Annotated in this window: 22 protein-coding genes; 4 read left to right on the top strand and 18 right to left on the bottom strand. The window is 54.1% G+C overall.

Going from position 1 to position 25,505, the window contains the following annotated elements; translation table 11 throughout:
- Positions 1-56 precede the first annotated feature (56 nt).
- The 18 genes from AC1DIG_RS26980 to mtnA form a co-directional block, all read right to left on the bottom strand.
- Positions 57-1,322 carry a glycosyltransferase gene (locus tag AC1DIG_RS26980; protein WP_477769740.1) on the bottom strand — a complete coding sequence of 422 codons (1,266 nt, stop codon included), beginning with the start codon at positions 1,320-1,322 and terminating at the stop codon, positions 57-59.
- Entirely contained in the window at positions 1,306-2,589 is a 1,284-nt protein-coding gene (locus tag AC1DIG_RS26975; RefSeq protein WP_477769739.1) for an O-antigen translocase, read from the bottom strand. The genes AC1DIG_RS26980 and AC1DIG_RS26975 overlap by 17 nt, the downstream gene beginning before the upstream one ends.
- 6 nt (positions 2,590-2,595) lie before the next feature.
- A complete protein-coding gene (gene rffA / locus AC1DIG_RS26970) occupies positions 2,596-3,726 on the bottom strand; it encodes a dTDP-4-amino-4,6-dideoxygalactose transaminase (RefSeq protein ID WP_477769738.1) in 1,131 nt (376 codons plus the stop codon).
- Positions 3,723-4,286: an acyltransferase gene (locus tag AC1DIG_RS26965; protein ID WP_477769737.1), complete on the bottom strand. Its 564-nt coding sequence runs from the start codon at positions 4,284-4,286 to the stop codon at positions 3,723-3,725. Before AC1DIG_RS26965 ends, rffA begins: the two co-directional genes overlap by 4 nt.
- Before the next feature lie 51 nt (positions 4,287-4,337).
- Positions 4,338-5,219 (bottom strand): glucose-1-phosphate thymidylyltransferase RfbA, encoded by an 882-nt coding sequence (gene rfbA / locus AC1DIG_RS26960; RefSeq protein ID WP_477769736.1) that lies wholly within the window; start codon positions 5,217-5,219, stop codon positions 4,338-4,340.
- A 390-nt stretch (positions 5,220-5,609) separates the two neighbouring features.
- A complete protein-coding gene (locus AC1DIG_RS26955; RefSeq protein ID WP_477769735.1) occupies positions 5,610-6,755 on the bottom strand; it encodes a Wzz/FepE/Etk N-terminal domain-containing protein in 1,146 nt (381 codons plus the stop codon).
- 256 nt (positions 6,756-7,011) lie between these two features.
- On the bottom strand, positions 7,012-8,088 hold the full coding sequence (gene rfbB / locus AC1DIG_RS26950) for a dTDP-glucose 4,6-dehydratase (protein ID WP_477769734.1): 1,077 nt from the start codon (positions 8,086-8,088) through the stop codon (positions 7,012-7,014).
- 230 nt (positions 8,089-8,318) lie between these two features.
- Entirely contained in the window at positions 8,319-8,558 is a 240-nt protein-coding gene (locus AC1DIG_RS26945; RefSeq protein ID WP_477769733.1) for a LapA family protein, read from the bottom strand.
- Positions 8,559-8,582: 24 nt separating this feature from the next.
- A complete protein-coding gene (gene ihfB / locus AC1DIG_RS26940) occupies positions 8,583-8,879 on the bottom strand; it encodes an integration host factor subunit beta (protein WP_003369729.1) in 297 nt (98 codons plus the stop codon).
- A 173-nt stretch (positions 8,880-9,052) separates the two neighbouring features.
- A complete protein-coding gene (locus AC1DIG_RS26935) occupies positions 9,053-9,334 on the bottom strand; it encodes a hypothetical protein (RefSeq protein ID WP_477769732.1) in 282 nt (93 codons plus the stop codon).
- A gap of 197 nt (positions 9,335-9,531) precedes the next feature.
- A complete protein-coding gene (rpsA, locus tag AC1DIG_RS26930; RefSeq protein ID WP_019692981.1) occupies positions 9,532-11,223 on the bottom strand; it encodes a 30S ribosomal protein S1 in 1,692 nt (563 codons plus the stop codon).
- A gap of 121 nt (positions 11,224-11,344) precedes the next feature.
- Positions 11,345-12,034, bottom strand: coding sequence for a (d)CMP kinase (cmk, locus tag AC1DIG_RS26925; protein WP_019692982.1), 690 nt, complete (start codon positions 12,032-12,034; stop codon positions 11,345-11,347).
- Complete coding sequence (locus tag AC1DIG_RS26920) at positions 12,031-14,238, bottom strand: bifunctional prephenate dehydrogenase/3-phosphoshikimate 1-carboxyvinyltransferase (RefSeq protein ID WP_477769754.1); 2,208 nt, start codon at positions 14,236-14,238, stop codon at positions 12,031-12,033. Before AC1DIG_RS26920 ends, cmk begins: the two co-directional genes overlap by 4 nt.
- A gap of 28 nt (positions 14,239-14,266) precedes the next feature.
- Positions 14,267-15,379 (bottom strand): histidinol-phosphate transaminase, encoded by a 1,113-nt coding sequence (hisC, locus tag AC1DIG_RS26915; protein WP_477769731.1) that lies wholly within the window; start codon positions 15,377-15,379, stop codon positions 14,267-14,269.
- Between the two features lie 11 nt (positions 15,380-15,390).
- Positions 15,391-16,485 (bottom strand): prephenate dehydratase, encoded by a 1,095-nt coding sequence (gene pheA, locus AC1DIG_RS26910; RefSeq protein WP_019692985.1) that lies wholly within the window; start codon positions 16,483-16,485, stop codon positions 15,391-15,393.
- The gene (serC, locus tag AC1DIG_RS26905; RefSeq protein WP_477769730.1) at positions 16,485-17,570 is read right to left on the bottom strand and encodes a 3-phosphoserine/phosphohydroxythreonine transaminase; all 1,086 of its coding nucleotides are present in this window, start codon (positions 17,568-17,570) and stop codon (positions 16,485-16,487) included. Before serC ends, pheA begins: the two co-directional genes overlap by 1 nt.
- A 64-nt stretch (positions 17,571-17,634) precedes the next feature.
- Positions 17,635-20,304, bottom strand: coding sequence for a DNA gyrase subunit A (gene gyrA, locus AC1DIG_RS26900; protein ID WP_477769729.1), 2,670 nt, complete (start codon positions 20,302-20,304; stop codon positions 17,635-17,637).
- A 422-nt stretch (positions 20,305-20,726) separates the two neighbouring features.
- On the bottom strand, positions 20,727-21,803 hold the full coding sequence (gene mtnA / locus AC1DIG_RS26895; RefSeq protein WP_477769728.1) for an S-methyl-5-thioribose-1-phosphate isomerase: 1,077 nt from the start codon (positions 21,801-21,803) through the stop codon (positions 20,727-20,729).
- A gap of 108 nt (positions 21,804-21,911) precedes the next feature.
- On the opposite strand from mtnA, the gene AC1DIG_RS26890 reads away from it, so the two are divergent.
- The 4 genes from AC1DIG_RS26890 (at position 21,912) to AC1DIG_RS26875 (ending at position 25,485) form a co-directional block, all read left to right on the top strand.
- Positions 21,912-23,243 (top strand): TRZ/ATZ family hydrolase, encoded by a 1,332-nt coding sequence (locus AC1DIG_RS26890; RefSeq protein ID WP_477769727.1) that lies wholly within the window; start codon positions 21,912-21,914, stop codon positions 23,241-23,243.
- Positions 23,244-23,306: 63 nt separating this feature from the next.
- Positions 23,307-24,005 carry a bifunctional 2-polyprenyl-6-hydroxyphenol methylase/3-demethylubiquinol 3-O-methyltransferase UbiG gene (gene ubiG, locus AC1DIG_RS26885; RefSeq protein ID WP_123426949.1) on the top strand — a complete coding sequence of 233 codons (699 nt, stop codon included), beginning with the start codon at positions 23,307-23,309 and terminating at the stop codon, positions 24,003-24,005.
- A 4-nt stretch (positions 24,006-24,009) separates the two neighbouring features.
- A complete protein-coding gene (gene mupP / locus AC1DIG_RS26880) occupies positions 24,010-24,681 on the top strand; it encodes an N-acetylmuramic acid 6-phosphate phosphatase MupP (RefSeq protein ID WP_477769726.1) in 672 nt (223 codons plus the stop codon).
- Between the two features lie 63 nt (positions 24,682-24,744).
- On the top strand, positions 24,745-25,485 hold the full coding sequence (locus AC1DIG_RS26875; protein WP_054593469.1) for a YciK family oxidoreductase: 741 nt from the start codon (positions 24,745-24,747) through the stop codon (positions 25,483-25,485).
- Positions 25,486-25,505: the final 20 nt, after the last annotated feature.

Below are 25,505 nucleotides of genomic sequence, written 5' to 3'. Positions count from 1 at the left end.
TAAACATCAGCAGTTCTCTTGACAGCACAGCGTACCCCTCCCAAACAGCACCTGACTCACGCCAAAGTACCTTGATCCCTTCTATTTACGAACTCTCTATCCCAGCCAAACTTATATTTGATAGCACACTTCACAAAAGACGCGGCCGCAATGAAGTTATGATAATTTTCAGCTTTAAATAGACCAAGATCGATATTTTTATTTTCTATCTCAACAAACCCATTTGCTGTATTCACAATAGAAAACGTTTGGGCTTTCGCTTTACATGAAAGCGCAGCGGCCTGCCACACATCACCATTCTGAATAATGGAAAGCAGTTTGTCCTTTATCAAACAAGATTCTTGATTGACGCTTAATTCATTGTATGAAAAACCCTCAATATCGCTCAAAAAGCCATATGTAATTGGGTCGATTGTAGATTCGATTCCGATAACCGAAGGCACACCTAAAGCCGAGGCTTCAATAATAGCTGTACCACTCCCGACAAAAGCCAGAGCCCCCCTGAGCACATTGGGAATCTCCTCATAGGCTATAACCCCCTTGAACTTGACAGAGGACTCTAGACCCAATGAGGACACCAACTTCAAAAGTTCTGGCTCGTAAGACCCACTTCCATAAATTTCATAAACAAGATTAGGTCGTACTTTTTTTAGCTCAGGCAGAAGACTAATCACATGTCGATTGTAAGATTTAAAGACATGCAAGTTGCCAATTGACACTATACGATCCGATTCAGCATCACCGATTACTCCGATGTTTTCACTCGGAATATCCACGCCTATTGGAACTAGCGTTGATCCCGAATAACTCCTCTCAAAGTAAAGCTCATATGACTCTCGATTCTTCTCGTTAAAAAATACAACGCTTTCCGCCGGCAACAGCGAAAACAACTTCTTTGCCTTGATCGCAAAGTAATAATCCACGTCATCAAACATTATCTCATTTTGATGATATACACCAAACGATAGTTTAAAACTCTGTTCGATACTCTTTAAATAGCGTTTCACAAAAAGAAGCCCAAAAACCCCCATGACATGAACATGAAAGTTATATTTTTGCAAAAGCTCATTTACTTTCGAGAAATCAACAGGGACAAAGCCTCCAAGTTGGGACCGGAACGCTGGACCAGAAATCCCGTACGCAATATTCTTCAGATAAAAAATGTCTGCGTATTGGCGAATTTTATCCTCTAGGCCTTTATCAACAATATCAAATAGCACCAAGACACCAAGGCGCTTATTCCGCTTCTTAAACTCTCGCGCCAGCCTTAAAATGAATGTCGTACCACCATTGAGTTCTAAAACATTAGCAACGAACAGCATCGGACCTCCCGCCCAAAGAAATGGACTTCAAATAAATAGCGAAGGCCACAATAACAACAAAAAAATAAACAACATACGAGATTGCGTAGCCAATCATAACACCCTTGGTATCTGGGTATATTTTTAGCATTAACACCGAAAACAAAAGAAATAACGCATTCTGTACGAGCTCAGCAGTAATGTAGATTTTTGTCGCCGCCTTTGCTACTGCAACAAACCCTATCACATACGAAAGAATTTTAAACAAGTCACCGATCAACTGATAGATTATGACATCATCAAGTGAACTAAAACTAGACGACAGAATAAGAGGGATAAAAAAAGCACGCCAAACATACAGCACTCCCGCCCCAACGCAGAAAACAACCATCATCAACATAACAAACTTTAGCGTCAGAAAGCCTATATCGCGTTTAATTTCAATTCGCGAAACCATCGGCATAAAATAGTAAGCGAGGAATATTGAAAAGAAACCGAGATAAGCACTGGATAATTTGACCGCCCCCTGCCATATACCTGCCGCACTATAACCTGCCGAGTCAATCAACATTTGACGAATAATAATCTCAACCACCGGAAATGTCACTGCGCTCGTCATTAGCATCAGGGTATAGGATGACAATCGAATAAATTCGATTTTTTTCAATTTCACCAGAAACACTTTACTCCTGAAGTTAGACTTCCAGAAATAATAAAGCGCCGGGACAAAAGTAATTGCATACATGACGATGATCGACAGCGCCGCCCCAACACTTCCATACTGAGAGATCAATCCCCATATGATAGGTAAAGCGCACAAGCTTCCAAATATCTGTATCTTGGAATAGACTTTAGTTTGCATTAAACCATTACTGACACCCACCACCAGATTTACAAATGCAAACAGCACCTGAGCAGCAGCCAGTATTATTATGACCCAATACATACCTGAATTTTTGAAGACCAAACTTGCAATTTCTTTCGAAAATACCACCCCAAAACACATAACGATTAAACAAAATATCGCTGAGTATGTCGCAGACACGGAAATAAATCTCAGCAACTGTCTAGGTTGCCCGGCATATTCCGCAGAGTATTTTATGACTGCATTAATTACCCCTCCTCCTGCAATCATGTAGACCATTGTTGAGACACTCATAAAGTGCCCCAATGCCCCCATACCTTCGGCGCCAAGATAGTAAGCTATTATTTTAATAAGGATGAAGCCCATCACTATTCTGGATAGATGGGCACAGCTGGTTAAAATGGCGCCATTGAGTAAATTCATTTGCTCTTACATTCTTTCCAACACACTTGAAACGGACTCGATCACACGCTGGCGCTCCAGAGCCTGCATGCCATACCAAATAGGCAAGCGAACCAATCGCTCACTTTCCTTGGTAGTGAATTTGTCGGCCGTCGCCATCTCACCAAAAACCTTACCGCAAGGAGAGGAATGTAAAGGCACATAATGAAAGACTGTCATGACATTTTCTTTCTTCATTTCTTCAATGAATTTAGTACGGCACGCCAGGTCATTCAGCTTCAAATAATACATATGGGCATTGTGCTGACAGTCTTGAGGAACGAACGGCAGCACTAACCTATCACTCAAACCAGAGAAACAGCGATTATACTCATTCCAGGTATCTAGACGGTCTTTGTTTATATCTTCTGCAACCGTAAGTTGCCCATACAAATAGGCCGCCTGCAATTCGGACGGGAGGTAACTACTGCCTACATCAACCCACGTATACTTATCGACCATGCCTCGCCAAAACTGGCTTCTATTAGTGCCTTTCTCTCTAATTATCTCAGCCCTGCTTATAAATGATTCATCATTAATCAGTAGCAGACCACCCTCACCACCACTTGTATAATTCTTTGTTTCATGAAAGCTATAAGCACCAAAGTGCCCTATCGTTCCGAGCGCTTTTCCCTTATAGGTGGACATCATGCCCTGCGCGGCGTCCTCAATAACATAAAGCTTATGTCGAGTCGCTATATCCATGATCACATCCATTTCGCATGCAACGCCTGCATAATGGACAGGTACAATAGCTTTAGTATTTTTTGTAATAGCCGCTTCAATAAGCGTTTCATCGATATTCATCGTATCAGGCCGAATATCGACAAATACGATCTTCGCGCCTCTCAGGACGAAAGCATTTGCGGTACTGACAAATGTGTAACTCGGCATGATCACTTCATCGCCGGGCTTGATATCGATCAGTAAAGCAGCCATTTCCAGTGCTTGAGTGCACGACGGCGTTAATAACGCTTTTTTACAGGCCAACTTACTTTCGAACCAAGCCTGACAGCGAATTGTGAAATCACCGTCGCCCGACATTTTGGCGCTACGCATAGCAGCTGTGACGAACTGGTCTTCATGACCTGTATAAGGGGGCTTGTTAAAAGGAATCATGATTTTTGCTCATCCAGAAATTTTTTTTCCAACTCAAGGAGATCTTTCTTTCTATCTTTAACCCGTTTAGCCGGAACCCCGGTGTATATGCCCCATGACTCAGTACTTTTTGTCACCAGTGCCATAGCTCCAATGGAACATCCTTCGGCGATATTGACACCTGGAAATATTATCGACCCCGCCCCGACGATTACATGGCGCTGTAAATACACTGATGCGAATTTTTCATTTTTAAATTTTTTGGGCACCAACGAATTCGTCAATGTTGCGCCACTATAATCGTCGGATTGCGAAAAAACCTTCACTCCATAAGCCAGAGTACAAAAGTCGTCGAAAATAATACCTGGTGATCCTCCGGCAACTAAACACATTGGTGTAATGTGATTATACCGACCAATTGTCACCCGTCCGGATATAACGCAAAAGTCATCAATTCGAGAATAATCACCTATTTCGATTTGATCAGCATTATAAATGCTGGCTTTATCGCTAATCTTTACTTCTTTACCCAACTTTTTGAAACCAGCTTCTTTAAGCTGAAAGTCTGTCAAGTAGGCCATCTACTCACCAAAAAAAATAAGCATTATAATATAAAGTTATTAACCGCCAATCTATGCGGTAGCATTAGACTCTTTAGCGATACTGATTAAGTATTGACCATAACTATTTTTACTCAATTCAGTGCCTATTTGCAGTAGCTGATCTGCTGTTAACCACCCATTATTAAATGCTATTTCTTCGAGACACGCGACCTTATAGCCTTGTCTCTTTTCAATGGTTTCTACGAAATGAGCAGCCTCCAGAAGGCTTTCGTGAGTCCCCGTATCCAGCCAGGCAAAGCCTCGCCGCAATAGCTCAACATGCAGGTCACCACGCTCCAGGTACGCTTGATTAATGCTGGTAATCTCCAGCTCACCGCGCTCGGAAGGTTTTACCTGCTTCGCAATTTCGATGACATCATTGTCGTAAAAATAAAGACCGGTCACCGCGAAGTTGGATTTAGGTTTGATCGGCTTCTCTTCAATAGTAACTGCGCGCTTGTTCTCGTCAAACTGAACCACGCCAAACCGCTCGGGATCCTTGACCTGATAACCGAATACAGTAGCTCCCTGAGCACGATCGACCGCGGCCCGAAGCATTGGAGTGAAGCCCTGACCATAAAAAATATTATCGCCAAGGACCAGACACACGCGATCCTTGCCAATAAATTCTTCGCCAATGAGAAATGCTTGCGCCAAGCCATCCGGCTTTTCCTGAATAGCATAATTCAACGTGACACCAATTTGGCTACCGTCACCGAGCAACCGCTGGAACCCACTAACGTCCTCAGCAGTGGTAATGATCAGAATTTCGCGAATTCCTGCTAGCATCAGCACTGAAAGTGGGTAAAAAATCATCGGTTTATCGTAGACCGGCAACAGTTGCTTCGAGACCCCCTTGGTAATTGGATATAACCGGGTCCCTGAACCACCAGCCAAAATGATGCCCTTCATGTTGTATCCTTATGCCCAAATCTAAGTTTTTTACTCAACTACTCTCAGTTCAGCAAACGGCTGCACCGAAGCAATTGTACATCTGTTTGTAATCGATGTTTACGCTTAGCCTCGCTAAAATCGAGCAGCCCCTACCATCGACTTTTTACTGCAGGAGAGGTACGGAGCTCAGTGTGAACAGCCATACCATTAACGACTTAACAGCCCTCACCAATAGAGCCAGCACCTCAACCCGCAAAACCTAATACATCCACTCTATAACCGGAACACCTGAAGCAACCTTGCATCCTCACGCTTTAGTTCAGACACCACCCAGCCAGAACACTTCACTGAAAAAACCTCGACTCACTGGAGTTAGTCACTTCAGGTTTGGATTTGGCGCAAACCACATTACTGACACTGTACGCCTTGAGATTCTTTCCTTTGATTTGCCAAAAAAATACGAATCAGCGCAATGACTACGCCCAATGCCAGGCCCAACGCCAACCCCAACAATAACATAAGTGCCTTCTGCGGCTTCACAGGACTATCAGGAAGTTCAACTACACCATCCATTCGAAACACAGCAACGTTCAAAATATTCGCTTCAAGTTCTGTATAGAAGCTATATTTAGCTTGCAATATTCGCAGCCTATTTATAAACGGATCTTCCGACTTTCGATTTTCAAGATTAGAAATTTCGGCCTTTAAGGCCTTGGTACCGCGCATATAAGTAGGCAACCCTTCAAGACTTCCGGCGACTTCTTCTGCCGAATTACCGGTGATGATTGGTGGGCTTTCCAAGCCAATAGCCTCTGCTACGACCAACGCCTCGCGCAACCTGGTTATTGTGTCTTCACGCACTTTTAGCCCGACTTCTCGAACCGAGGTAATTTGCTGATAAATATTTCTGGCGAGCACTCCGGATTCGCCGGAGATATCTTTAATCATTTCTTTTTTTGCCAGTTCGCTGGCCCGATTAATGTACTCGTTAATCCACGCCACTGCTTGCTCAGGTTGTTCGCTGTCTACTATCACCGCATAACGATCTGGCGAGTCTTTTCCTACAACAGAAACTGTAAGCTTCTTTGAAAAGTCACTATATAGCGTCCCCTGCATTTTTTTTCGTTCTGCTTCTGGCAAAGCCGGCAGATAAACATCACTGAAAAAGTCGTGCCGAAGTGATTCAGCCTGCAAATTTCGCAAAAAAATACTGTAAACATCCTTAACTGTAAAAGGGGTCAACTCATTATCGGATGTTCGACCGTAATTAAAGTTCGCTATATCATTTTGAGTAGGAGGTATAACAATGGCTTTGGCTTCATATATAGGCGTGCTTAAAAATGCATAGGCTGCTGCAAATATTGTTACCACGACCACGCTTGCTACGATGACAACTCGCTGATGCCAAAGGGCAGATATCAACACCCTCAAGTCGACCTCGGCGGCACTTGGGGAGGTAGTTGAATTATTCTGCATAAGCATTAACCCTCTCAAATCATTAAAAATGATTGCACTATCTCCGCATAACAACTGATAGGCTTTCACAAGATGCATGAGTTTTCTTGTTTGCAATCAACATAGACCTTTCACGCACCTGAAACGAACCTTGCAAAGACTAGCTGATCACGATGAGTTGTAAATTAAGCCTCTTGAAAGAGAGCCAAAATGGCTTGACTCATCAACAACCGCCAAGAGAGCCTCTCCTTTTTTGAACAAGCCCCTGGTTTACTTGAATTGGACGACACACATTGTCCCCAGGTTCCGCTCTAACCAACAATTTTCAGGAGAGGACTCTATTACGTGATTAGCTTCAACCTTTTACCGACATGGAACTGTAGTTCTTATCAATCCACTGTTGATAGCTACCACTTTTCACGTGACCAATCCATTCTGTATTTTCGAGGTACCACTTGACAGTCTTCCGTATCCCGGTATCAAAGGTTTCCTCAGGAAGCCAACCCAATTCGCGCTGAATTTTACTGGCATCAATCGCGTAGCGCTGATCGTGACCTGGACGATCTTGAACATGGGTAATCAAGCTGGCATGAGGGCGATGCGGTGAATCCGGGCACATTTCATCAAGCAAAGTACAGAGGGTATGCACGACTTCGATATTTTTCTTTTCGTTGTGACCGCCAATGTTGTAAGTCTCACCGATGACACCTTCAGTCACGACCTTGTACAGGGCACGGGCATGGTCTTCAACGTAAAGCCAATCACGAACCTGATCACCTTTACCGTAAACCGGCAAAGGCTTTCCTTCCAGTGCGTTGAGAATTATCAGTGGGATCAGCTTCTCGGGGAAGTGGTACGGGCCGTAGTTGTTAGAGCAGTTAGTGACCACAGTTGGTAGGCCGTAAGTACGACCCCAAGCGCGGACCAGATGATCCGAGCTGGCCTTGCTGGCCGAGTACGGCGAGCTTGGCTGGTAAGGCGTGGTTTCGGTGAAGAGATCTTCTGGACCTTCAAGGTCTCCATAGACCTCGTCAGTCGATATATGGTGGAAGCGGAATTTGGTTTTGCGCACATCATCCAAGGCAGCCCAGTAATAGCGTGCTGCCTCCAACAGGGTATAAGTACCGACGATATTGGTCTGGATAAATTCAGATGGGCCAAAAATGGAGCGGTCCACATGAGACTCTGCAGCCAGGTGCATGATGACATCGGGCTGATGATCATGAAGAACGCGGTCGACCTGACCACGGTCACAGATGTCGATGCGCTCGAACACATAGCGTGAGCTCTGGTCCACTTCAGCCAACGACTCAAGGTTGCCAGCGTAGGTCAGCTTGTCCACGTTTACTACGGAGTCTGTAGTATTGGATATGATGTGACGAATGACTGCCGAGCCGATAAATCCGGCACCGCCTGTTACTAAAATTTTCACGCGAAACCATACCCTTGAGCTGCTGACAGGGCTGCCTACCGAGCGCTGTCTAATCCATGAATACAGAAGCCGTCGGTTTAGCGGAGGCTTCTGACAGAGTCAGTCTGAACCGAACGGGGAATGTGCCACCATTCGGACAAGCGGAACATTTTACAGCTTAATGAAGCTTTTACTAATGGATATAGACAAGCTGTGCCGCAAATTCAACGCGCGCCTTGTGTTTGCTGCAATCAGACAAGACGCTTGCGCGAAGCTCTGGACGTACGCCCCAGAAACCAGCCCAGAATCGGGCCGATTACCATGCCAATCAGCAGCGCAATAACCATCAACAGCGATACAGGCAGCTGCGGCCCCACCACCCCCATGAACAACAGGGAAACCGATTGCTGATTCTCAAGAACAAACGTCAGTATCGCCAGAACAATTAACAGGACGAACACAACTAACAGTACGCGCTTGAGATTACGCATGAATCACTCCAAAAATGACGACTGTCAAAGCCCCTCCTCCTCATCCTCATTCACCCGATCCCGGAGCTCTTTGCCCGGCTTGAAATGAGGAACGAACTTGCCGTCGAGGCTAACGGACTGACCGGTCTTTGGATTACGACCGACGCGCGGCGCGCGATAGTGCAAAGAAAAGCTGCCAAAGCCACGGATTTCGATTCGATCACCAGTAGCCAGGCACTGGGACATTTGCTCAAGCATGGTCTTGATGGCCAACTCCACATCCTTGGATGAGAGTAGCCCTTGATGGGTGACAATTCGTTCGATCAACTCCGACTTCGTCATATTTTTCCCTTCTTTTTCAAGCAGCTAGATCAGCGCTTCAAAGGTTTTAGCATGCTCGAAGGGTTTTGAACAGCCTATATATTGGCTTATCTGCATTCCCTGACAGACACCGCGAAGCTCGCCTCCCGGAGAGCCTGTACTCCACCCCTCCACCACAGAAACGCTCCAAACCATCACCTGCAAATGACCAACATGACGCGAGTTAGGTATCCAGCCGGGTTCCATCCAAATGGATAGTCCTCCCCCTCTTCTTTAGCATCACTGGACTTGCCGATGACCTTGTACCCCTGCACCCCACACTCTCTTGCAGCACGCTTGTAACACTTCTCCCAACCTGAACCGAGCCCCGAACAATCGATCTCGATACCACTGACGCCACGCACCACATGAGTTTTGGCGTTTGTTGCACACCCCACCAAGACCAGCGCTGCCAATGTGACAATGAGCTTGTTCATTCCCCTCCTTATGCCAGGCATCGCACCCAATCAATACCTGGCTCAAGCTAAAGCCTAGCTCCGAATAGACAATTGACACGCCTGAACAACAGACCACCTTACGCCCGCATGGTTTCCCCCCCTGCGCCCGACAACCTCAAATTTCAGGCACAAAAAAGGGCGACCGAAGTCGCCCTTTTTCTATGGCCTGACAGAACTTAGTTCTGTTTTTCCATCTGTGCACGCAGCAGAGCACCAAGAGTGGTGTCAACTGGAGCATCCGAAGCAGCTGGCTTGTCGCGCAGGCTCTGGATGGCTTCTTTCTCGTCTTCAACGTCTTTCGACTTGATCGAGAGCTGGATTACACGGCTCTTGCGGTCAACGCTGATGATCTTGGCTTCAACTTCTTCGCCTTCTTTCAGAACGTTGCGCGCATCTTCGATGCGGTCACGGCTGATTTCGGAGGCTTTCAGAGTAGCTTCGATATCGGTAGCCAAAGTGATGATGGCGCCTTTAGCGTCAACTTCTTTCACGATGCCTTTAACGATTGCGCCTTTGTCGTTCTCTTGAACGTACTCGGAGAACGGATCGCTTTCCAGTTGCTTGATACCCAGGGAGATACGCTCGCGCTCTGGGTCAACCGACAGGATAACAGTGTCCAGCTCGTCGCCCTTCTTGAAGCGACGTACGGCTTCTTCGCCCACTTCGTTCCAGGAGATGTCGGACAGGTGAACCAGACCGTCGATGCCGCCGTCCAGACCAATGAAGATACCGAAATCGGTGATCGACTTGATGGTGCCGGAGATTTTATCGCCCTTGTTGAACTGGCCAGAGAAATCTTCCCATGGGTTAGATTTGCACTGCTTGATGCCCAGGGAGATACGACGACGCTCTTCGTCGATGTCCAGAACCATAACTTCCACTTCGTCGCCGACTTGTACGACTTTCGAAGGGTGGATGTTCTTGTTGGTCCAGTCCATTTCGGAAACGTGTACCAGACCTTCAACGCCTTCTTCCAGCTCAGCGAAGCAGCCGTAGTCGGTCAGGTTGGTTACACGAGCGGTTACGCGAGTGCTTTCTGGGTAACGGGCTTTGATAGCAACCCATGGATCTTCGCCCAGTTGCTTGAGGCCCAGGGAAACACGATTGCGCTCGCGATCGTACTTCAGAACCTTGACATCGATCTCGTCGCCAACGTTGACGATTTCGGAAGGATGCTTGATACGCTTCCAAGCCATGTCGGTAATGTGCAGCAGGCCATCGACGCCACCCAGATCGACGAATGCGCCGTAATCGGTGAGGTTTTTGACGATACCTTTGACTTGTTGACCTTCCTGCAGGGATTCCAGCAGAGCTTCACGCTCAGCGGAGTTCTCGGCTTCGAGGACGCTACGACGGGAAACGACAACGTTGTTGCGTTTCTGGTCGAGTTTGATGACCTTGAATTCCAGCTCTTTGCCTTCCAGGTGCGTGGTGTCGCGCACTGGACGGACGTCAACCAGAGAACCTGGCAGGAACGCACGGATGCCGTTAACGTCGACAGTGAAGCCGCCTTTAACCTTACCGTTGATAACGCCCTTGACCACTTCTTCGGCTGCGAAGGCTGCTTCCAGAACGATCCAGCATTCAGCGCGCTTGGCTTTTTCACGGGACAGCTTGGTTTCACCAAAGCCGTCTTCAACCGAATCCAGCGCAACGTGAACTTCGTCACCGACGTTGATATTCAGTTCGCCAGCGTCGTTGTAGAACTGCTCAAGCGGGATGAGTGCTTCAGACTTCAGGCCAGCGTGAACGGTTACCCAGCGAGCTTGGTAATCGATATCAACGATAACACCGGTGATGATGGAGCCTGCCTGAAGGTTCAGGGTTTTTAGGCTTTCTTCAAAGAGTTCCGCAAAGCTTTCGCTCATTTTAATTCCTGTTGATAAGGGCGAAGAATACGCCCATCTGCCACATCCCAGACAATGTGGGTTACGTTTATATAAAAGAAACGCCGCAGGACTATGACTGGTCCCCTGCCGTGTTTCTTGGTCACCCGGCGATATCGCGAATGGCGATCTCGCTCATGATGCGTTCCAGCACCTGCTCGATGGACAACTCCGTGGAATCCAGCTGTATGGCATCGACCGCCGGCTTGAGCGGGGCTACCGCTCGCTGGGTGTCGCGCTCATCGCGCACACGGATCTCATCTAGCAGACTCGACAGACTAACACCCTCGACTTTGCCCTTCAACTGCAAATAACGACGGCGCGCCCGTTCCTCGGCGCTGGCGGTCAGAAAAATCTTCAGCGGCGCATCGGGAAATACAACGGTACCCATGTCGCGACCATCGGCCACCAACCCCGGCGCCTCCTGAAACGCCCGCTGGCGCTGCAGCAAAGCGTCACGTACCGCAGGCAGTGCCGCCACTTGCGAGGCCCAGGCACCGACTTGTTCATTGCGCAAATCATCAGTGACATCATCACCTTCAAGGATGATGCGCTGCGGATGACCTTCGGTCGCTCCGACGAACTGCACATCGAGGTGAGCGGCCAACAGCTTCAGCGACTCTTCATTGGTCAGGTCGACACCATGATTGCGCGCAGCAAATGCCAGCAAACGGTACAACGCACCGGAATCCAGCAAGCACCAACCCAGGCGCTTGGCGAGGATCCCGGCGATAGTGCCCTTGCCCGAGCCACTCGGCCCATCGATGGTGATTACCGGAGCATGGCTGGTCACGACTGAGCCTCTTGAGCAACACGAATACCGACTTGCGCGCACAAGGCGAGGAAGTTCGGGAACGAGGTCGCAACGTTGGCGCAGTCATGGATGCGGATCGGCGCATTGGCGCGCAATGACGCAACGCTGAACGCCATGGCAATCCGGTGATCGCCGTGGCCATGCACTTCGCCGCCGCCAATCTGGCTGCCGTCGATGATGATGCCGTCCGGGGTTGGCTCGCACTTGACGCCCAGCGCCAGCAAACCATCCGCCATCACCTGGATACGATCCGATTCCTTGACCCGCAACTCTTCCGCACCACGCAGAATGGTCCGACCTTCTGCACAGGCCGCAGCCACGAACAGTACCGGGAACTCGTCAATGGCCAGCGGAACCAGCGCCTCAGGAATTTCGATACCCTTAAGCTTAGCTGCCCGCACGCGCAAATCAGCCACTGGCTCGCCACCGACTTCACGCTGGTTTTCCAGAGTGATATCAGCGCCCATCAGACGCAGGATGTCGATCACACCGGTACGGGTCGGGTTGATACCCACGTGCTCGAGCACCAGCTCCGAACCTTCGGCAATCGACGCCGCCACCAGGAAGAATGCCGACGAGGAGATATCGCCCGGCACTTCAATGTGCGTCGCGGTCAACTTGTGGCCGGATTCAACCGAAGCGGTGGCGCCGTTGACAGTAACCGGGTAGCCGAAGCCACGCAGCATACGCTCGGTATGGTCGCGGGTTGGCGCAGGTTCAGTGACGGTAGTCTTGCCTTCGGCGTACATCCCCGCCAACAACAGGCAGGATTTAACCTGGGCGCTGGCCATCGGCATGGTGTAAGTCAGGCCCTTGAGCTTGTTGCCGCCACGAATGGTCATCGGCGGACGACCTTCGGCAGCCGTCTCGATCACCGCACCCATTTCGCGCAGCGGGCTGGCCACACGATTCATCGGACGCTTGGACAGCGACGCATCGCCCGTCAAGGTACTGTCGAAGTCCTGCGCGGCCAGCAAGCCGGACAGCAGGCGCATCGACGTACCCGAGTTGCCCAGATAAATCGGGCCAGGAGCCGGTTTCAAGCCATGCAGGCCGACACCGTGAATGGTCACGCGACCATGGTGCGGACCTTCGATCACGACGCCCATGTCACGGAAGGCCTGCAAGGTCGCCAGGGCGTCTTCACCCTCAAGGAAACCTTCGACTTCGGTAACGCCTTCCGCGAGGGAGCCGAGCATGATCGAACGGTGGGAAATCGATTTGTCGCCTGGTACACGAATCCGCCCACTCAGGCGGCCACCAGGATTTGCCAGGAAAATCAGATCGTTGGAGTTCATAGCGTCCACATAGGCCCGACGGGCCAGGATTTTACTGAAATGCTCGCGGGCAACCCGGGCGCGCGTAAAGACGCCCAACAGTTGGTGCCCGTCCCCTGCATCGACCGCGTCGCGCAAGGCGTCGAGATCGCTGCGAAATGTATCGAGTGTGCGCAGGACAGCTTCGCGATTGGCGAGGAAGATGTCGTGCCACATGACCGGGTCACTGCCGGCGATTCTCGTGAAATCGCGGAAACCGCCCGCAGCGTAACGGAAGATTTCCAGATTTTCACTGCGTTTGGCCAATGAATCGACCAATCCGAACGCCAGCAAGTGCGGCAAATGGCTGGTTGCCGCCAACACTTCGTCGTGACGCTCGACCTGCATGTGCTCGACAGAGGCACCCAACTCGCGCCAAAGCCGATCGACAACTGCCAAGGCAGCCGGATCGGTTTGTTCAAGCGGCGTCAGAATCACTTTGTGTCGACGGAACAGCTGAGCATTGGAAGCCTCGACCCCGCTCTGCTCGGAACCGGCAATCGGATGCCCTGGAACGAAGCGCGCCGGCATGCCACCAAAGGCTTCGGTCGCTGCACGGACCACATTGCCTTTGGCACTGCCGACATCGGTCAGAATCGCCGCACCCAGGTCCATGCCGGCCAACAACGCCAGCAGTTTTTCCATTGCAAGGATCGGCACCGCCAACTGAATCACGTCCGCACCGCGGCACGCGACAGCGAGGTCGTCTTCGCAACGATCCACCACCCCCAGCTCGACCGCCAGCTTTCGCGATTGCGGATCTAGATCAACGCCGACCACTTCGCGGCACAACCCGCTTTCCCGCAGCCCCTTGGCGAACGAACCTCCGATCAGCCCCAGACCGACCACCACCAGGCGACCGATCATAGGCACAGCAGGTTGCACGGCGATGACATCAACCACGGGCCAGAACCTTGGCCAGCGCCTCGAGGAAGCGACTGTTTTCAGCCGGCAGACCGATGGTGATGCGCAAGTGATTCGGCATACCGTAATTGGCCACCGGACGCACGATCACGCCTTCATGCAGCAAGCCCTGGAAAACCGGCGCCGCAACACGCCCCAGATCCACGCAGATGAAGTTGCCTTTAGAAGGAATCCAGCTCAGCCCCAACTCACGGAAACCCGCTTCGAGCTGCTGCATGCCGGACTCGTTCAGGCGACGGCTTTCAGCCAGGTATTCATCGTCCTGCAACGCCGCACAGGCCGCAGCCAGGGCCAGGCTGTTGACGTTGAATGGCTGACGCACACGGTTCAACACATCGGCGACCACCGCGGTCGACAAGCCATAACCCACGCGCAACGCGGCCAGACCGTAGGCCTTGGAGAAGGTCCGGGAAACCAGCAGGTTCGGGTACGCCGCAAGGAAATCCAGGCCATCCGGCAGATCGCAGCCTTCGGCGTACTCGATGTACGCCTCATCCAGCACTACCAGCACGTGCGCAGGCACGTCCTGCAGGAACTCATCCAGCGCCTCGGCACCGAACCAGGTCCCGGTCGGGTTGTTCGGATTGGCGATGAACACCACACGGGTATTGCTGTCGATGGCTTCGAGCATGGCCGGCAGGTCATGACCCCAGTCTTTGGCTGGAATCACTCGCGCCTCGGCACCCACAGCCTGAGTGACGATCGGATAGACCGCAAACGCATGCTCACTGAACACCGCATTCAGACCTGGCGCCAGATAGGCACGCGCGACCAGCTCAAGGATGTCGTTGGAGCCGTTGCCCAACGTCACCTGATTGAGTTCGACCCGGCACTGCTCAGCCAGCAGGGTTTTCAGCGCAAAACCGTTGCCGTCCGGATAACGGGTCAGCTCGGCCAGCTCTTCGCGAATCGCCGCCAGCGCCTTGGGGCTGGCACCCAGCGGGTTTTCGTTGCTCGCCAGCTTGACGATTTTTGCCGGATCGATGTCCAGCTCGCGAGCCAGTTCGTCCACGGGCTTTCCCGGAACGTAAGGCGAAAGTTGTTGCACGCCCGGCTGTGCCAGAGCGAGGAAGTCGCCACTCATTATCAATGCCTTTAGAGAACTGCTTTCGGGTAGGAACCCAACACTTTAAGTGCTACCGCTTCCTGACTGATTTTCTCCAGCACAGCTTTTATCAGCGGGTCGCGGTGGTGGCCGACGAAATCGATGAAGAACACGTAGGTCCACTTGCCGCTGCGCGATGGACGGGTTTCGATTCGCGTCAGGTCGATGCCATTGTCATGGAACGGCACCAGCAACTCGTGAAGCGCGCCGGGCTTGTTGCTCATCGAGACGATGATCGACGTTTTGTCGTCGCCGGTCGGTGGCACTTCCTGGCTGCCGATCATCAGGAATCGCGTGGAGTTGTCCGGGCGATCCTCGATTTTTTCGGCCAGACGGGTCAACCCGTACAAGCCTGCCGCCATGTCGCCGGCAATCGCTGCCGAGTTCCACTCACCCTTGACCCGCTTGGCCGCTTCGGCATTGCTCGATACCGCCACGCGCTCGACGTTCGGGTAGTGAGCGTCCAGCCATTTACGGCACTGCGCCAGAGATTGGGCATGGGAATAAATGCGGCTGATGCTGTCGGTCTTGGTGTTTTCACCCACCAGCAAGTGGTGGTGAATGCGCAGCTCGACTTCGCCACAGATAACCATGTCGTGCTCGAGGAAGCTGTCGAGGGTGTGGTTGACCGCGCCCTCGGTGGAGTTTTCCACAGGCACCACGCCAAAGTTCACCGCACCGGCAGCCACTTCACGGAACACTTCGTCGATCGCCGCCATTGGCTTGCTGATCACCGCATGGCCAAAGTGCTTCATGGCCGCCGCTTGAGTGAAGGTGCCCTCAGGGCCGAGGTAGGCCACTTTCAGCGGCTGCTCGAGCGCCAGGCACGAGGACATGATTTCACGGAACAACCGCGCCATCTCTTCGTTACCCAGCGGCCCTTGGTTGCGCTCCATTACGCGCTTGAGCACCTGAGCTTCACGCTCAGGACGATAGAACACCGGCACTTCGCCTTCGGCCAGCGTGGCCATCTTTACTCGCGCGACTTCCTGGGCGCAGCGCGCACGCTCACTGATCAGCTCGAGGATCTTTTCGTCCAGAGCATCAATGCGCAGGCGCAGTGCCTTGAGTTCTTGCTCAGACATTAGCCGTGTTCCTTCTCGAACTCTGCCATGTACGCCACCAGCGCATTGACTGCGTTGATGTCGACGGCGTTGTAGATAGAGGCACGCATGCCGCCTACCGAACGGTGACCCTTGAGGTTCAGCAGGCCGCGCGCCTCGGCACCGACCAGGAACGGCTTGTCGAGGCGATCGTCAGCCAGACGGAACGGCACGTTCATCCACGAGCGGTCAGCCTTGTTGATCGGGTTGCTGTACAAGCCGCTAGCATCGATGAAGTTGTACAGCGTGCGCTGCTTGACTTCATTGAGCTTGCCAATGGCCTCAACACCACCCTGCTCTTTCAGCCATTCGAACACAAGACCGGACAAGTACCAGGCCAGGGTCGGCGGGGTGTTGTACATCGAGCCATTGTCGGCCGCGATCTTGTAGTCGAGCATGGTCGGGCAGAACGAACGGGCACGCCCCAGCAGGTCTTCACGCACGATATTGACGACGATACCGCTTGGGCCGATGTTTTTCTGGGCGCCGGCGTAGATCATGCCGAAACGCGAGATATCCACAGGGCGCGAAAGAATGTCCGACGACATGTCGGCGACCAGCGGAACATCACCGGTTTCCGGGATCCACTGGAATTCCAGACCACCGATGGTTTCGTTCGGCGCGTAGTGCACGTAGGCCGCGTCTTGCGACAGCTTCCATTCGTTCTGGCCGGGAATTGCGAAATAGTCGTAAGGCTTGGCGGTAGCGGCAACATTGACGTGGCCGTAGCGCTGCGCTTCTTCAATGGCTTTCTGCGACCAGATACCGGTATCGATATAGTCGGCCTTGCCATTTTCCGGCAACAGGTTCAGAGGAATCTGAGCAAATTGCTGGCTGGCGCCGCCTTGCAGAAACAGTACTTTATAGTTCGAGGGGATATTCAGCAGATCACGCAGATCCTGCTCGGCCTTGGTCGCAATGGACACGAACTCATCGCTGCGATGGCTCATTTCCATGACCGAGAGACCCTTGCCATGCCAGTCGAGCAACTCCGACTGGGCACGCAACAGGACAGCTTCAGGCAGCGCAGCAGGACCTGCGCAGAAGTTATAGGCTCGTTTGCTCACATCCACTCTCGCTATGCATTCACGGTAGCGGACAGAGCAAACACTCTGCCCTGCTACGATTTGGTTAGTCTTGCGGCTCTTCTTCGTCAGCGGATTCAGCCTGCTGACTTTCGACAGTATCGTCCGGCTCGATGCCGGCCTCTAGCACGACGCCTTCAAGCTCGGCACCCTCTTCGCCTTCCAGCTCTTCGCCTTCGACTTCCGATGGCTCCTGAACCCGCTCCAGACCGACCAGCGTTTCATCGTTGGCCAGCTTGATCAGGGTCACGCCCTGGGTGTTACGACCCAGACTGGATACTTCATCAACACGAGTACGCACCAGGGTGCCCTGGTCGGAAATCAGCATGATTTCCTCGCCGTCGAGCACCTGGACTGCACCGACCAAACGGCCGTTACGCTCGTTGCTGACCATGGCGATAACGCCCTGACCGCCACGCTTGTACTCAGGGAACTCGGTGATGGCGGTACGCTTGCCGAAACCACGCGCCGAAGCGGTGAGGATCTGGCTGCCTTCTTCCGGGATCAGCATGGAAATCAGCTTCTGACCTTCCGGCAGACGCATGCCACGGACACCGCGAGCGGTACGGCCCATGGCGCGAACGTCGGACTCTTTGAAGCGGGTAACCTTGCCGCCATCGGAGAACAGCATGACTTCACGCTCGCCATCGGTGATGGCAGCGGAGATCAATACATCGCCTTCGTCCAGCTCCAGCGCGATCAAGCCAACACTGCGCTGACGGCTGAAGGATTCCAGCGGGGTCTTCTTCACGGTGCCGTTGGCGGTAGCCATGAAGATGTAGTGACCTTCGGTGTATTCCTCGACCGGCAGCATGGTGGTGATGTATTCACCATCGTCCAGCGGCAACAGGTTGACCAGCGGACGACCACGGGCGGCGCGGGACGCTTCAGGAATTTCGTAGGTTTTCAGCCAGTAAACCTTGCCCTTGCTGGAGAACAGCAACAGCGTGGTGTGGCTGTTGGCGACCAGCAGGTGAGCGATGTAGTCCTCATCCTTGACGCCGGTCGCCGATTTGCCTTTACCGCCACGACGCTGGGCCTGGTACGCAGCCAATGGCTGGGTCTTGGCGTAGCCACCGTGGGAAATAGTCACGACGCGCTCTTCTTCCGGGATCATGTCACCCAGGGTCAGGTCCAGACGCGCATCGAGAATTTCGGTGCGACGCACATCGCCGTACTCGGCACGAATCACTTCCAGCTCTTCGCGGATCACTTCCATCAGGCGCGTGGCGCTGTTGAGGATGCGGATCAGCTCGCCGATCTGGTTGAGGATCTCTTGATACTCGGCCAGCAGTTTTTCGTGTTCCAGGCCGGTCAGACGGTGCAGACGCAGCTCCAGAATGGCTTGCGCCTGCTCTGGCGACAGGAAGTACTTGCCGTCGCGCAGACCGTATTGCGGATCGAGGTTTTCCGGACGGCAGGAATCTGCACCGGCACGCTCGACCATCGCCACCACCGCGGTGGATTCCCAAGGTGTGCTGATCAGCGCTTCCTTGGCTTCCGACGGCGTTGGCGAGGCTTTGATCAGCGCGATGACCGGGTCGATGTTCGACAGCGCAACTGCCTGACCTTCAAGGATGTGACCACGCTCGCGGGCTTTACGCAGCTCGAACACGGTACGGCGGGTTACCACTTCGCGGCGGTGACGCACGAAGGCTTCCAGCAGGTCCTTGAGGTTCAGGATCCGCGGACGGCCGTCGATCAACGCAACGATGTTGATACCGAACACCGCTTGCAACTGGGTCTGGGCGTAGAGGTTGTTGAGGATCACCTCAGGCACTTCACCGCGACGCAGCTCGATCACCACGCGCATACCGTCTTTGTCGGACTCGTCTCGCAGCTCGGTGATGCCTTCCAGCTTCTTCTCTTTGACCAGCTCGGCGATCTTCTCGATCAGACGCGCCTTGTTCAACTGGTAAGGCAGTTCGGTGATGACGATCTGCTGACGGCCACCGACCTTGTCGATGTCTTCGATGATCGAGCGGGCACGCATGTAAATACGGCCGCGACCGGTACGGTAGGCTTCGATGATGCCGGCGCGACCGTTGATGATCGCAGCGGTCGGGAAGTCCGGACCGGGGATATATTGCATCAGCTCATCGACGGTCAACTCAGGGTTGTCGATGAGTGCCAGGCAACCGTCGATGACTTCACCGAGGTTGTGCGGCGGAATGTTGGTCGCCATGCCCACGGCGATACCGCTGGAGCCGTTGACCAGCAGGTTGGGAATGCGGGTCGGCATGACCGCCGGGATCATTTCGGTGCCGTCGTAGTTCGGCACCCAGTCCACGGTTTCTTTATGCAGGTCAGCCAGCAGCTCGTGTGCCAGCTTGGTCATGCGCACTTCGGTGTATCGCATCGCAGCGGCGTTGTCGCCGTCGACCGAACCGAAGTTGCCCTGACCGTCTACCAGCAGGTAACGCAGCGAGAATGGCTGCGCCATACGAACGATGGTGTCGTACACCGCGGTATCACCGTGCGGGTGATACTTACCGATCACGTCACCGACAACACGGGCAGATTTCTTGTACGGCTTGTTGAAGTCGTTACCCAGCTCGCTCATCGCGAACAGCACACGCCGATGCACGGGCTTCAAGCCATCGCGCGCATCAGGCAGTGCCCGCCCGACAATTACGCTCATTGCGTAGTCGAGGTAGGACTGTTTCAGCTCGTCTTCGATATTGACCGGGAGGATTTCTTTGGCCAGTTCGCCCATGAGAAGCCTGATTCCTTTTTCTGGTGAAACTTCGTCACATCCATATGGGACGAACGAAGCTCGCCGCTGCAGGCTGAGTGCCAGCACCGACTTACGACAAATCAACGAGTTATGCCATGGATCTGCGCAGTAAAGGCAACCACATCGGGCTGCCTTGGAAACCGCCGGATGTTATCACAAGAGCCGCCACGCACCTATCCCCCAGATGCGCATGGAGCATAGTTAGTTGACCGGTGACAGGCGTAAAGGCGACGAGAGAGGCTCTGAGGCAAATCACAGGTCCGACTCAGGCTGATTTGTTGGCCTTGAGGCCCCATCGCGAGCAAGCTCGCTCCCACATTTGTCCGTGTTCTTCAGTTAGATACGGTCGAGTGTGGGAGCGAGCTTGCTCGCGATGGGGATATATCAGACGCCCGAGATCGTCAATGCAACCGCTTGCGGCACATGAGTTGCGCCATCTTCGCGGTATCCGGCCGCTCGACGATGCCTTTTTCGGTGACGATGACGTCGATCAGGTCCGCCGGCGTAACGTCGAACACCGGATTAAAGGCATCAACATCGGCCCCCACCCGCTTGCCGCCGACGTCCAGCAACTCGCTGCCATCACGCTCTTCGATCGGGATGTCGTCGCCGCTGGCCAGATTCATGTCGATGGTCGAACTCGGCGCCACCACCATGAAGCGCACGCCGTGGTGCATGGCGTTGACCGCCAACTGGTAAGTGCCGATCTTGTTCGCCACGTCACCGTTGGCGGTAATTCGGTCAGCGCCGACGATCACCCAGGTCACGCCCTTGGTCTTCATGATGTGCGCTGCGGCCGAGTCGGCATTCAGGGTCACCGGAATGCCTTCGTTGGCCAGTTCCCAGGCGGTCAAGCGCGAGCCTTGCAGCCAAGGCCGGGTTTCGTCGGCGTAAACCCGCTCGATCATGCCCTCCAGGAACGCGCCACGAATCACTCCGAGCGCAGTACCGAAACCGCCAGTCGCCAACGCCCCCGTATTACAGTGGGTCAAAACAGCCTGGGCATTGCCCTGATGCTTGCGAATCAGGTCGACCCCCAATTGCGCCATGGTCAGGTTGGCTTCGCGATCACTTTCATGGATTGCCAAGGCCTCGGCCTCAAGCACTTCCAATAGATTGGGGTGATCTTTGAGCCGCTCCAGTCGTTCGCGCATGCGACCCAGCGCCCAGAACAGGTTGACGGCGGTCGGCCGTGAATCCGCGAGCAGGGCAAAATCCTCTTCCAGCGCCGCCTGCCAGTCGCCACCCGCAGCAAACCGCGCACGCGCCGCCAGCACCACGCCATAGGCGGCGCTGATACCGATTGCCGGCGCACCACGCACCACCATCGAGCGAATAGCCTCAGCCACACCCGCTGCACTGGTATAGGCAATCCAGGTTTCTTCGAATGGCAGAATGCGCTGATCCAGCAGGTACAGGGCGCCGTCCCGCCAATCGATGGCCTTCACCTTCTCCGCAGCCAACAGTCGATCGCGCATCCCTCACCCCGCACTCATGAACAAAAGCCGCCGATTATAGCGATCCCCCCGCGAAGACGCTCGGGTATACTTCGCCATCCTTTATAAAAGCACTGGACCGAACCCTCGATGCCGAATCCTGCCGCTGCGCTCGACTTACTCTTGCTGCCGACCTGGTTAGTACCTGTCGAACCCGCTGGCGTAGTCCTCAAGGAGCATGGCCTGGGCATCCGCGACGGGCGCATTGCCTTTATCGGCCCGTGCAGCGAAGCCTTGAAGCTCAAGGCCAACGAGGTCCGCGAACTGCCGGGCATGCTGCTCAGCCCCGGGCTGATCAACGCCCACGGACATGCAGCGATGACACTCTTTCGTGGCCTGGCCGATGATTTGCCGCTGATGACCTGGCTCGAACAGCACATCTGGCCAGCCGAGGCCAAATGGGTCGATGAGGCCTTCGTTCGCGACGGCACCGACCTGGCCATTGCCGAGCAGATCAAAGGTGGCATCACCTGCTTCTCGGACATGTATTTTTACCCGAAAGTTGCCAGCGAACGCGTGCACAACAGCGGTATTCGCGCGCAAATCGCCATCCCGATCCTCGATTTCCCGACTCCTGGCGCCAGCGATGCAGATGAAGCCATCCGCCAGGGCGTCGAGCTGTTCAGCGACCTCAAGCATCACCCGCGCATCAAAATCACCTTCGGCCCTCATGCACCCTACACCGTCGGCGACGAAAACCTCGAAAAAATCCGAGTAATCGCCGAGGAACTGGACGCAGCGATTCACATGCACGTCCATGAAACAGCCTTCGAAGTCCAGCAGTCGGTCGAACAGCGCGGCGAGCGGCCATTGGCCCGCCTCGGTCGCCTGGGCTTGCTCGGACCGCGCTTCCAGGCCGTTCACATGACGCAAATCAGCGATGAAGACCTGGCGTTACTGGTAGAAAGCAATACCAGCGTGATTCATTGCCCGGAATCGAACCTGAAACTGGCCAGCGGCTTTTGCCCGGTGGAGCGCTTGTGGCAGGCTGGAGTCAATGTCGCAGTCGGCACCGATGGCTCAGCCAGCAATAATGACCTCGACCTGTTGGGTGAAACCCGCACCGCCGCCCTGCTGGCCAAGGCTGTTGCCGGCTCGGCCACGGCACTGGACGCTCATCGCGCCTTGCGCATGGCGACCCTCAACGGTGCCCGTGCGCTGGGGCTGGAAGCCGAAGTGGGCTCGCTGGAAGTCGGCAAGGCCGCGGACCTGGTGGCCTTCGACCTGTCCGGCCTGGCCCAGCAGCCGGTTTATGACCCGGTTTCGCAGCTGATCTATGCCACCGGCCGGGACTGTGTGAAACACCTTTGGGTTGCCGGCAAGCAATTGCTCGACGACCGGCGCCTGACGCGCCTTGATGAACAACAGCTATGCGCCACGGCTACCGCTTGGGGCCAGCGCATCAGCGGACACACCGAATAGAACGAACCCTTGAACCGAACTTCAAGGCTGACAGCAGAATTTTTCAGATTTAGAGGACTACCCATGAGCAACGTCGACCACGCTGAAATCGCCAAATTCGAAGCCCTGGCTCATCGCTGGTGGGACCGCGAAAGCGAGTTCAAGCCGCTGCACGACATCAACCCGCTACGGGTCAACTGGATTGACGAACGCGTCAAACTGGCCGGCAAGAAGGTGCTGGACGTCGGTTGCGGTGGCGGCATCCTCAGCGAATCCATGGCACAACGCGGCGCCACTGTGATGGGCATCGACATGGGCGAAGCGCCGTTGGCGGTCGCACAACTGCATCAACTGGAATCCGGCGTCAGCGTCGAGTACCGGCAGATCACCGCCGAAGCCCTGGCGGAAGAAATGCCCGAGCAATTCGACGTGGTCACCTGCCTGGAAATGCTCGAGCACGTGCCCGACCCATCGTCGGTCATTCGTGCCTGCTTCCGTATGGTAAAACCGGGTGGCCAAGTGTTCTTCTCGACCATCAACCGCAACCCGAAGGCTTACCTGTTCGCCATCGTCGGCGCCGAATACATCATGAAGCTGCTGCCGCGCGGCACGCATGACTTCAAGAAATTCATCCGCCCTTCCGAACTGGGTGCCTGGAGCCGCCAGGCCGGCCTGAGCGTCAAGGACATCATCGGTCTGACGTACAACCCGCTGACCAAGCACTACAAGCTGGCCTCCGACGTTGACGTCAACTACATGATTCAGACCCTGCGCGAGGAATAAGTCGATGGCCATCAGAGCAGTTCTTTTTGACATGGACGGCACCCTGCTCGACACCGCGCCGGACTTCATCGCGATCTGCCAGAGCATGCGCGCCGATCGCGGCTTGCCACCCATGCCGGACAAACACATCCGCGACGAGATCTCCGGCGGGGCGAAAGCCATGGTGGCGGTAACCTTCTCGATGGACCCGGAATCGCCGGGCTTCGAGGCGTTGCGACTGGAGTTCCTGGAGCGCTATCTCAAGGGTTGCGCGGTCCACAGCAAACTCTTCGATGGCATGGCGGAGCTGTTGGCCGACATCGAGAAATCCAATCTGATCTGGGGTGTGGTGACCAACAAACCGCTGCGCTTCGCCGAGCCGATCATGCAACAACTGGGACTGGCCGAACGCTCGGCGCTGCTGATTTGTCCAGACCACGTGACCAACAGCAAGCCGGACCCGGAGCCGTTGATCCTCGCGTGCAAAATGCTCGACCTGGACCCGGCCAGCGTGCTGTTTGTAGGCGATGACCTGCGCGATATCGAGTCGGGTCGCGATGCCGGCACCCGAACCGCCGCGGTGACCTTCGGCTACATTCACCCCGATGACAATCCACGTAACTGGGGGGCCGACGTGGTGGTGGACCACCCTTCGGAGTTGCGCAAGGTTCTGGATGGCGCATTGTGCAGCTGCTGAGCAGCCTCCCTGGAGGCTGCTGTGGCGGCCGGCATTGTTTGTTGAATTGTGTAGAGGTTTTTTATGTTTGATTATTCCGCCCGCCCTGAACTGCTCAAAGATCGGGTCATCCTGGTCACCGGCGCCGGTCGTGGTATCGGTGCTGCCGCGGCAAAAACCTATGCCGCTCACGGCGCTACCGTACTGCTGCTGGGCAAGACCGAGGCCAATCTGACTCAGGTTTACGACGAAATCGAAGCGGCCGGTTATCCACAGCCTGCAGTGATTCCATTCAACCTGGAAACCGCCCTGCCGCACCAGTACGACGAACTGGCGGCCATGATCGAAACCGAATTCGGCCACCTTGATGGCTTGCTGCACAACGCCTCGATCATTGGCCCGCGCACACCACTGGAGCAACTCTCCGGCGAAAACTTCATGCGCGTAATGCACGTCAACGTCAACGCCATGTTCATGCTGACCAGCACCCTGCTGCCACTGCTCAAGCTGTCTCAGGACGCCTCGGTGATCTTCACCTCCAGCAGCGTCGGCCGCAAAGGTCGCGCGTACTGGGGCGCTTATGGTGTGTCGAAGTTCGCCACCGAAGGCCTGATGCAAACCCTGGCTGACGAAGTCGACAACGTCGCGCCGGTTCGCTCCAACAGCATCAACCCAGGCGCTACCCGCACCAGCATGCGCGCTCAAGCGTACCCGGGCGAAAATCCGGCCAACAATCCTACGCCCGAAGAGATCATGCCGGTTTACCTGTACCTGATGGGGCCGGACAGCACCGGCATCAACGGTCAGGCGTTCAACGCTCAGTAAGCCCTCGCTGCCGCGACGGC

It is taken from the genome of Pseudomonas sp. 05N431 (assembly GCF_056397005.1).
Note: the sequence above shows the minus strand (reverse complement) of the source record. Positions and strands in the feature narration are given on the sequence as shown.

What these genes read in the sequence shown, in the direction of transcription:
- AC1DIG_RS26980 (WP_477769740.1), bottom strand. Translation starts at nt 1,322, where the DNA reads ATGCTGTTCGTTGCTAATGTTTTAGAACTCAATGGTGGTACGACATTC.
- AC1DIG_RS26975 (WP_477769739.1), bottom strand. Translation starts at nt 2,589, where the DNA reads ATGAATTTACTCAATGGCGCCATTTTAACCAGCTGTGCCCATCTATCC.
- rffA (WP_477769738.1), bottom strand. Translation starts at nt 3,726, where the DNA reads ATGATTCCTTTTAACAAGCCCCCTTATACAGGTCATGAAGACCAGTTC.
- AC1DIG_RS26965 (WP_477769737.1), bottom strand. Translation starts at nt 4,286, where the DNA reads ATGGCCTACTTGACAGACTTTCAGCTTAAAGAAGCTGGTTTCAAAAAG.
- rfbA (WP_477769736.1), bottom strand. Translation starts at nt 5,219, where the DNA reads ATGAAGGGCATCATTTTGGCTGGTGGTTCAGGGACCCGGTTATATCCA.
- AC1DIG_RS26955 (WP_477769735.1), bottom strand. Translation starts at nt 6,755, where the DNA reads ATGCATCTTGTGAAAGCCTATCAGTTGTTATGCGGAGATAGTGCAATC.
- AC1DIG_RS26945 (WP_477769733.1), bottom strand. Translation starts at nt 8,558, where the DNA reads ATGCGTAATCTCAAGCGCGTACTGTTAGTTGTGTTCGTCCTGTTAATT.
- ihfB (WP_003369729.1), bottom strand. Translation starts at nt 8,879, where the DNA reads ATGACGAAGTCGGAGTTGATCGAACGAATTGTCACCCATCAAGGGCTA.
- AC1DIG_RS26935 (WP_477769732.1), bottom strand. Translation starts at nt 9,334, where the DNA reads ATGAACAAGCTCATTGTCACATTGGCAGCGCTGGTCTTGGTGGGGTGT.
- rpsA (WP_019692981.1), bottom strand. Translation starts at nt 11,223, where the DNA reads ATGAGCGAAAGCTTTGCGGAACTCTTTGAAGAAAGCCTAAAAACCCTG.
- AC1DIG_RS26920 (WP_477769754.1), bottom strand. Translation starts at nt 14,238, where the DNA reads ATGATCGGTCGCCTGGTGGTGGTCGGTCTGGGGCTGATCGGAGGTTCG.
- hisC (WP_477769731.1), bottom strand. Translation starts at nt 15,379, where the DNA reads ATGAGTGGCGACTTCCTCGCTCTGGCACAGCCGGGCGTGCAACAACTT.
- pheA (WP_019692985.1), bottom strand. Translation starts at nt 16,485, where the DNA reads ATGTCTGAGCAAGAACTCAAGGCACTGCGCCTGCGCATTGATGCTCTG.
- gyrA (WP_477769729.1), bottom strand. Translation starts at nt 20,304, where the DNA reads ATGGGCGAACTGGCCAAAGAAATCCTCCCGGTCAATATCGAAGACGAG.
- mtnA (WP_477769728.1), bottom strand. Translation starts at nt 21,803, where the DNA reads ATGCGCGATCGACTGTTGGCTGCGGAGAAGGTGAAGGCCATCGATTGG.
- AC1DIG_RS26890 (WP_477769727.1), top strand. Translation starts at nt 21,912, where the DNA reads ATGCCGAATCCTGCCGCTGCGCTCGACTTACTCTTGCTGCCGACCTGG.
- ubiG (WP_123426949.1), top strand. Translation starts at nt 23,307, where the DNA reads ATGAGCAACGTCGACCACGCTGAAATCGCCAAATTCGAAGCCCTGGCT.
- mupP (WP_477769726.1), top strand. Translation starts at nt 24,010, where the DNA reads ATGGCCATCAGAGCAGTTCTTTTTGACATGGACGGCACCCTGCTCGAC.
- AC1DIG_RS26875 (WP_054593469.1), top strand. Translation starts at nt 24,745, where the DNA reads ATGTTTGATTATTCCGCCCGCCCTGAACTGCTCAAAGATCGGGTCATC.